Raw genomic sequence first — 7,267 nt, forward strand, 5'->3', positions numbered from 1 at the left:
TAGTAATACAACACCATCGATTGGATTGGCACGAATGGATTCTTCTACATCCATGCTCGCAAGGTTTCTATACAACATCGCTGTGGGTTTGATCAGTGTTTCCCCCAACGACATCACCGGAAATTCTACCGGAAATCCTCCGGCCTCAGATATACCACGCTTCACAGATTCCGCCAGTTCACGAAAGTGCGCGTTACATGGAGTAAGCTCAGACCATGTGTTGCATATACCTATAACTGGTTTTCCTCTGAACTCATAATCGGGTATACCCTGATTCTTCATCCAGGCGCGATAGATAAAGCCATCTTTACCGGTTTTCCCAAACCAGCCCTGACTGCGAAGTTTTTCTTTCATATATAGTCTGGTAGTGCTACGAAAAATATTCGGGATAGGTCTTGCATACACATTGCCATAATCGTTTACCCGTTCTATAAATATGGCAATTTTCCCTGCAATATTCTTTACCGTTAAACCTCCGGAAGATACCTTTGACTACAAATCCAAACCGGCATGAACCCGATTTTCAAGAAACTCAACTACAAGGATCAAAAGCTACTTCATATTATTAGCGCTCCGGATAGTTTTAAAAAAGATGTACATGAAATGGGTGATCTTGCAAACATCAAGACCTCTCTTGCAGGAGCAAAGAGCGTTGCATTCTTACTCGCGTTCGTTACCAAACAAAAGGAAGTAAATGACCTTACGAACAAAGTCACTCCACTGATAGAAGATGATGGGATTATCTGGTTTGCCTATCCGAAGGGAACCTCCAAGAAATATACCTGCGAATTTAATCGTGATAATGGCTGGGAAGAATTGGGCAAACACGGGTTTGAACCGGTAAGAATGGTAGCCATCGATGAAGACTGGAGTGCATTACGTTTCCGAAAAGCCGAACACATAAAAACGATGACGCGAAGTACCGCGATTAGCGTTACAGGAAAAGCAAAAATAGCGACAAAGAAGAGCGCAAAGAAATAGCAAATGGCTGCCGATATACGGCTGTTCCGTGAAGTAGAAAAATTTGAGCCTCAATGCTTTTGGTGTAAAGGAATGAAAAGGAGACTTTTTATTACATAGATTTTTCTGAGTGCTGCGGGTACTCTATTTTTAGCGTTATCATTCTATCCAAATTTTCTATCTCCATGAAATTTACGGCATTTACCTGCGCGCTGCTGTTCACACTTTCTGCTCACGCCCAATCAACATTTTTACCAAAAAATCTGGGGGCCGGTGTGAACTCCGCGTATGACGAAGTAAGTCCTGTAATTTCTTCTGACCGAAAAACAATTCTTTTCAATCGAAAGAATCACCCCATGAATGGCTTCGGTGAAAAGAATAGCACCGATATATGGATCAGTAATTTACAAGCCGATGGCACCTGGTCGGAAGCAGAGCGCTCTCCATCATTAAACATCAGTCAACACAACATTATACTTTCTATAACAGCCGATGGCCATGCATTACTGTTAAGCACAGATGAAGGACTGTCGCTTTCAATCTGGCAGAATGAAGCATGGTCTGCACCACAAAAGCTTAACATCAAAGGATCGGATGATGCTGCACTTAGTGCCGATGGTAAATATCTGCTCGTGCGTAAGCATAGCAAGCTATTGGTATATGAGCGTGGTGAAAATGGAAGTTTAAAAGAACCCATTACCGTAACAGGTCTCAAAGCAAAAGTAAAAACACCTTTTCTGCTGATCGATAATAAAACTTTATACTTCAGTAGTTCTACCAAAGGAAAAGGTACTGATCTCTTTCGCGTAAAAAGATTAAACGATGAGTGGAGTGCATGGTCTGCTCCCGAAGCATTGAACGATACGATCAATACTGCCGGAGACGAAACATACCTGAGAACAAGCTTAAACGGAGCGTGGGGTTATTATTCTTCCACAAACAACTCAACCGGTAAGGGAGATATATTTATGGCAAAACTGTTTGAAGATCAACCTTACGTTTTAGTTACCGGTAAAGTTATCAATGCAAAAACAAAACGCGTATTGACGAATAAAGACATTCAGATTTTAGCAGATGGCAAACCAACTGAAAATATAGTATTCAATCGCGACTCTGCTACATTTCAAGCCAAGCTTCCCTTCGGAAAGAAATATACTTTGAGTGCATCGCTATACCAATATGGTGCAAAGCCATATATAGTAGATGCTACCCATGATAAAGAATTCAGATATATTAATACAGACCTGGAAGAAGAACCTGTGCCGTTTGTATTACTGAAAGGCAAATTGCTTATTAAAAATACGGACCAGGCTATACCGGCATCTGCCCTTGCCAAGATTATGGTGGATGGCGAAGAGATAGACTCTGCACATGTAGATCTTGAGAAGGGAACGTACTCGATCAAACTAAATCATGGAACAGTATATTACGTACAAGTGAGTGCACGAAGATTTGAATCACTTCCCGACCTGGTTGATTTGAAAGGTGTAGATGGTTATGAAGAAGTTACTCTAGACTTGCAAGCTGATGCTGAGAAGATGGCGATTGTAACCGGAAGAATCATTAATAAGAAAACAAACAATACGCTGCCGCCAGAGATCAGCACGGGTGTAAAAGTAGAAGGCGTTTCATCTGTTGCTGCTATTGTTGATTCGCTGCAGAGTGTATATGAACTGCGCTTCCCATTAAGAGCAAGTTATACACTTAGTGCTGTTGCCTCCGGATTTTATCCGCTATACGAAAACATTGACCTCACACAGGAAAGTAATGAAGTAACAATTAACCGTGATCTCACGCTTGTTCCATTCGAGCGCGGACAATCTGTATTACTAAAAAACATTTTCTTCAAACCAGATAATGTTACGCTCGATGCTACTTCTTACCCTGAGCTCGACAGACTTATTTTATTCCTCACCGCTAATCCGAAAGTAAAGATCGAAATTGGTGCTCACGCAGATCCGTCTTCAAAAGTATCTACGTTAAATCAGGCTAAAGCAGTAGCGAATTATATCACAGCACAAGGCATTGCTAAAAACCGAATAACAAGCCGCGGCTATGGTGCATCTAAGCCAGTTGCATCCAGCAAAACTCCGGAAGGTAAAGCACAGAACAGACGAATAGAATTTACGTTCACGGAAAAATAGAGATATATAGTACGGGCTATACATCATTGAATGATTTAAATCTCTTACGAAATCACCTGATCAGAATTACTTATAAATACAGAAGCCCGGTCAATGACCGGGCTTCTTATTTTTAAACAAAGTTAAACGTCTTTGTGCTTAGCTTCCGCAAGCTTCACAAGCATCCGGGTTGTCGAGCGAGCACATCATATCAGACATGTTCTGCTCATACTGTAATGCTATTTGTTGAGCATCTGTAGTCTGTGTAGCTGTTACTGTCACCACCTCTGCCACAGCTTGTTCACCAGTTGCAGATGTTTCAGTTGCTACAACCGCTGGTTGCTGAATCGCTGATTTATCCAATGTAAATTTAATAGCATCGGCAGCAGCATTCGTACGCAGATAGTACATACCTGTTTTCAATCCTTTCTTCCATGCATAGAAGTGCATGGAAGTAAGTTTACCAAAATTAGGATTGGTCAGGTGAATGTTCAGACTTTGCGACTGACAGATATAGGCACCGCGATCTGCAGACATATCGATGATTGCTTTCTGCGAAATCTCCCATACTGTTTTATAAATATCTTTTATGTTCTGCGGAATCTCTGGTATAGATTGAACGGAACCATTGCTTGCGATAAGTTTTTGTCTCATCGTTTCGCTCCACAAACCGAGATTCATCAGGTCTTTCATCAGGTGCTTGTTAGCAATGATAAATTCGCCTGACAATGTTCTGCGGGTATAGATGTTTGAAGTATATGGTTCGAAGCACTCGTTGTTACCCAATATCTGCGATGTAGAAGCGGTAGGCATAGGTGCTACAAGCAGCGAGTTACGCACACCATGCTTCTTTACATCTTGCTTCAGTTGTTCCCAGTTCCAGCGGCCGCTGGTTGGTGTAACTCCCCACATATCAAACTGGAAGATTCCTTTTGATACGGGTGAACCTTTAAATGTTTCGTATGCGCCATTTACTTTAGCAAGCTCCATAGAAGCTTCCATCGCACCGAAATATATAGTTTCGAAGATATCAGCATTCAGATTACGAGCTTCTTCAGAATCGAATGGCATACGTAACAGGATGAATGCATCTGCCAAACCTTGCACACCCAAACCAATTGGTCTGTGGCGCATGTTGGAGTTCTTCGCTTCTATTACCGGGTAATAGTTAACATCAATTACTTTATTGAGGTTGCGAGTAGCAACTTTTGTGATCTCGTATAATTTCTGGTGATCGAACTTGCCATCTTCGGTTACAAATTTTGGCAATGCTATAGAAGCCAGGTTACAAACGGCTACTTCATCAGCAGATGTATACTCGATGATCTCTGTACACAAGTTGCTCGACTTGATCGTTCCCAGATTTTTCTGGTTAGATTTTTTATTCGCAGCATCCTTATATAGTATATAGGGAGTTCCTGTTTCGATTTGTGATTCAAGTATCTCAAACCAAAGATCCTGAGCTTTTACTTGCTTACGGAACTTGCCTTCTTTTTCATATTTATCATAGAGGCGTTCAAATTCTTCTCCCCATACTTCAGCCAAACCAGGTGCTTCGTTCGGGCAGAAGAGAGACCACATTTCGTTGTTCTCTACACGCTGCATGAACAAATCCGGAATCCACATAGCATAGAAAAGATCGCGTGCGCGCATTTCTTCTTTACCATGATTCTTCTTCAGATCAAGAAATTCAAAAACATCGGCATGCCAAGGCTCCAGATATATAGCAAAGCTTCCTTTGCGTTTTCCTCCACCCTGATCAACGTAACGTGCAGTCATATCAAAGTTACGCAGCATCGGAACTATACCGTTAGATGTTCCACCTGTTCCTTTAATATAAGAGCCCTTCGCGCGCACGTTGTGAATGCTCAGTCCTATACCCCCTGCAGACTGAGAAATCTTCGCGCATTGTTTTAATGTATCATATATACCATCAATGCTGTCATCCTTCATGGTTAACAGGAAGCATGACGACAACTGAGGCTTAGGTGTACCTGCATTGAACAATGTAGGCGTTGCATGTGTAAACCATTTTTCTGAAAGCAGATTATAGGTTTCGATAGCAGCCGGTATATCTTCACCATGTATACCTACCGCCACACGCATCAGCAAATGTTGAGGGCGTTCCACGGTTTTACCATCAACCTTCATCAGGTATGAGCGCTCGAGTGTTTTGAAACCAAAGTAATCATAGCTGAAGTCACGATCATACAGAATGGCTTCATCCAATTCTGCAGCGTGCTCTTTAATTACTTTATAGGTCTCTTTAGAAATGAGCGGAGCATTTTGTCCGGTCTTCGGATCAACATACGTATACAGTCGTTTCATGGTATTTGAAAACGACTTGCTTGTTACCTTGTGTAAATTGGATACGGCTATACGCGCAGCCAACTTGGCAAAGTCAGGATGTTTGGTAGTCATGGTTGCTGCAATCTCGGCAGCAAGATTATCAAGCTCCTGTGTAGATACACCATCATAGAGGCCATTGATCACCTTCATGGCCACCTCTACAGGATTGACGAACTTCGGATCTAATCCGTAACAGAGTTTCTCAATACGAGCGGTGATTTTGTCGAACTTAACCGATTCTCTGTGTCCATCACGTTTTAGTACAAGCATCGCGGAAATAGGGGTTGTTTTTAGTGGAGAAGTTTAAAAAGTATTTGAATGTATTAAAAATCTTCGTTAAGAGAAAACTTAGGAGCGCTTTCTTTTTCAGTGCTCTTCATCACTCCTGCTTTCTGATACTCAGCTACCCGCTTCTCGAAGAAATTCGTTTTTCCTCGCAGCGAGATCATGTCCATAAAGTCGAATGGATTAGTTGCATTGTAAATTTTCTTGCCAACCAGTTCATTCAATAAACGATCGGCAACAAACTCAATATACTGACGCATCTGTCCGGCATTCATACCAATAAGGTTAACAGGAAGTGCATCGGTAACAAACTCCTTCTCTATCTCAACAGCATCTTTAATGATGTCGATAACAGTTTGCTCCGGAAGTTTGTTCACTACATGCTGAGTATATAAATGACACGCGAAGTCACAGTGTAAACCTTCATCGCGTGATATGAGTTCATTGGAGAAACTAAGTCCCGGCATCAGCCCGCGTTTCTTCAACCAGAAGATAGAGCAGAATGAACCAGAGAAAAATATACCTTCAACCGCAGCAAAGGCAATAAGTCTTTCCTGGAAAGATCCTTGGTTTATCCAACGCAATGCCCAATCAGCTTTCTTCTTCACACAATCCATTGTTTCAATAGCATGAAAGAGCACATCTTTCTCTTTAGGATCTTTTACATATGTATCGATCAGAAGAGAATATGTTTCGGAGTGTATATTTTCAATTGCTATCTGAAAGCCATAAAAGAATTTCGCTTCAGTATATTGAACTTCAGCCACGAAGTGTTCAGCAAGATTCTCATTCACGATTCCATCGCTGGCAGCAAAAAATGCAAGTACATGAGTGATGAAATGGCGTTCCCCATCATTCAACGTTTCCCAGTCACGTAAATCATGACTTAAGTCTATTTCTTCAGCAGTCCAAAAGCTGGCTTCTGCTTGTTTATAGAACTTCCATATATCATGTTGTTGAATCGGAAAGAGTACAAAGCGATCTTTGTTCTCCTTCAATATGGGTTCCTCCTGTTGGCTCATGGCATAAATGGGGTTTTAGGGTTAAACTAAATATCTCTAATGGGCACTAGCATTTGCCAATACCTTACTTACTCTCCGTTAAATCTTTTTGCTTTATTAAGACACAAACTGAACGTCTGTCTTTGGTCAGCGCCAAGTGTACAAAAGAAGTAGAACGATTCTAAAAAACAAAACGCTATTTGCAGGCTGATTTCAACAAATGTGGATAACTTGTTGATGCATTGTGGATACATAAGTTCCTGTAAAATAACCCCTTAGTGATGTCATTTTCGTGTATGGTTTGAGTTAATTTCAGGAAATTAAAAATTTTCAAAAATTTCGCTCAACGTAAAGAAGCAGAAGTCAGAAAATTATTGGAGGCCTTAGATTAATATCCCGATTCTTTTTCTACCTTTGCAATCCAATTTTAAAAAGCTATGTACGCGATAGTAGACATTGCAGGCAAACAGTTCAAAGTGGCTAAAGACCAATATATCTATGCCCCAAAGATGGAAGGCGAAGTAGGAGCTTCTGTAAGCTTCGACAAAA

The 7,267-nt window shown here is 41.2% G+C and carries 6 protein-coding genes; 3 read left to right on the plus strand and 3 right to left on the minus strand.

Features of this window, described 5'->3' with window-relative positions:
• A partial coding sequence (locus VIN08_RS14615) for a dihydroxy-acid dehydratase (RefSeq protein ID WP_331966528.1) occupies positions 1 to 354 on the minus strand: 354 nt, incomplete at its 3' end.
• A 156-nt stretch (positions 355 to 510) separates the two neighbouring features.
• Between VIN08_RS14615 and VIN08_RS14620 the strand changes: the two genes are divergently transcribed.
• Positions 511 to 981: a hypothetical protein gene (locus VIN08_RS14620; RefSeq protein WP_331966531.1), complete on the plus strand. Its 471-nt coding sequence runs from the start codon at positions 511 to 513 to the stop codon at positions 979 to 981.
• Positions 982 to 1,145: 164 nt separating this feature from the next.
• Entirely contained in the window at positions 1,146 to 3,104 is a 1,959-nt protein-coding gene (locus VIN08_RS14625) for an OmpA family protein (RefSeq protein WP_331966534.1), read from the plus strand.
• A 138-nt stretch (positions 3,105 to 3,242) separates the two neighbouring features.
• Here the strand turns inward: VIN08_RS14625 and VIN08_RS14630 are convergent, their stop codons facing one another.
• Together VIN08_RS14630 and VIN08_RS14635 are read right to left on the minus strand one after the other, a co-directional pair.
• The gene (locus tag VIN08_RS14630; RefSeq protein WP_331966537.1) at positions 3,243 to 5,702 is read right to left on the minus strand and encodes a ribonucleoside-diphosphate reductase subunit alpha; all 2,460 of its coding nucleotides are present in this window, start codon (positions 5,700 to 5,702) and stop codon (positions 3,243 to 3,245) included.
• A 53-nt stretch (positions 5,703 to 5,755) separates the two neighbouring features.
• Positions 5,756 to 6,739, minus strand: coding sequence for a ribonucleotide-diphosphate reductase subunit beta (locus tag VIN08_RS14635; protein WP_331966540.1), 984 nt, complete (start codon positions 6,737 to 6,739; stop codon positions 5,756 to 5,758).
• Between the two features lie 416 nt (positions 6,740 to 7,155).
• Between VIN08_RS14635 and VIN08_RS14640 the strand changes: the two genes are divergently transcribed.
• Positions 7,156 to 7,267, plus strand: a 112-nt coding sequence (locus VIN08_RS14640) for a bL21 family ribosomal protein (RefSeq protein WP_331966543.1), incomplete at its 3' end; no start/stop codon positions are given.

The sequence above is a fragment of the Ohtaekwangia sp. genome, from assembly GCF_036568665.1.
Lineage (GTDB): Bacteria > Bacteroidota > Bacteroidia > Cytophagales > Cyclobacteriaceae > Ohtaekwangia.

What these genes read in the sequence shown, in the direction of transcription:
- VIN08_RS14620 (WP_331966531.1), top strand. Translation starts at nt 511, where the DNA reads ATGAACCCGATTTTCAAGAAACTCAACTACAAGGATCAAAAGCTACTT.
- VIN08_RS14625 (WP_331966534.1), top strand. Translation starts at nt 1,146, where the DNA reads ATGAAATTTACGGCATTTACCTGCGCGCTGCTGTTCACACTTTCTGCT.
- VIN08_RS14630 (WP_331966537.1), bottom strand. Translation starts at nt 5,702, where the DNA reads ATGCTTGTACTAAAACGTGATGGACACAGAGAATCGGTTAAGTTCGAC.
- VIN08_RS14635 (WP_331966540.1), bottom strand. Translation starts at nt 6,739, where the DNA reads ATGAGCCAACAGGAGGAACCCATATTGAAGGAGAACAAAGATCGCTTT.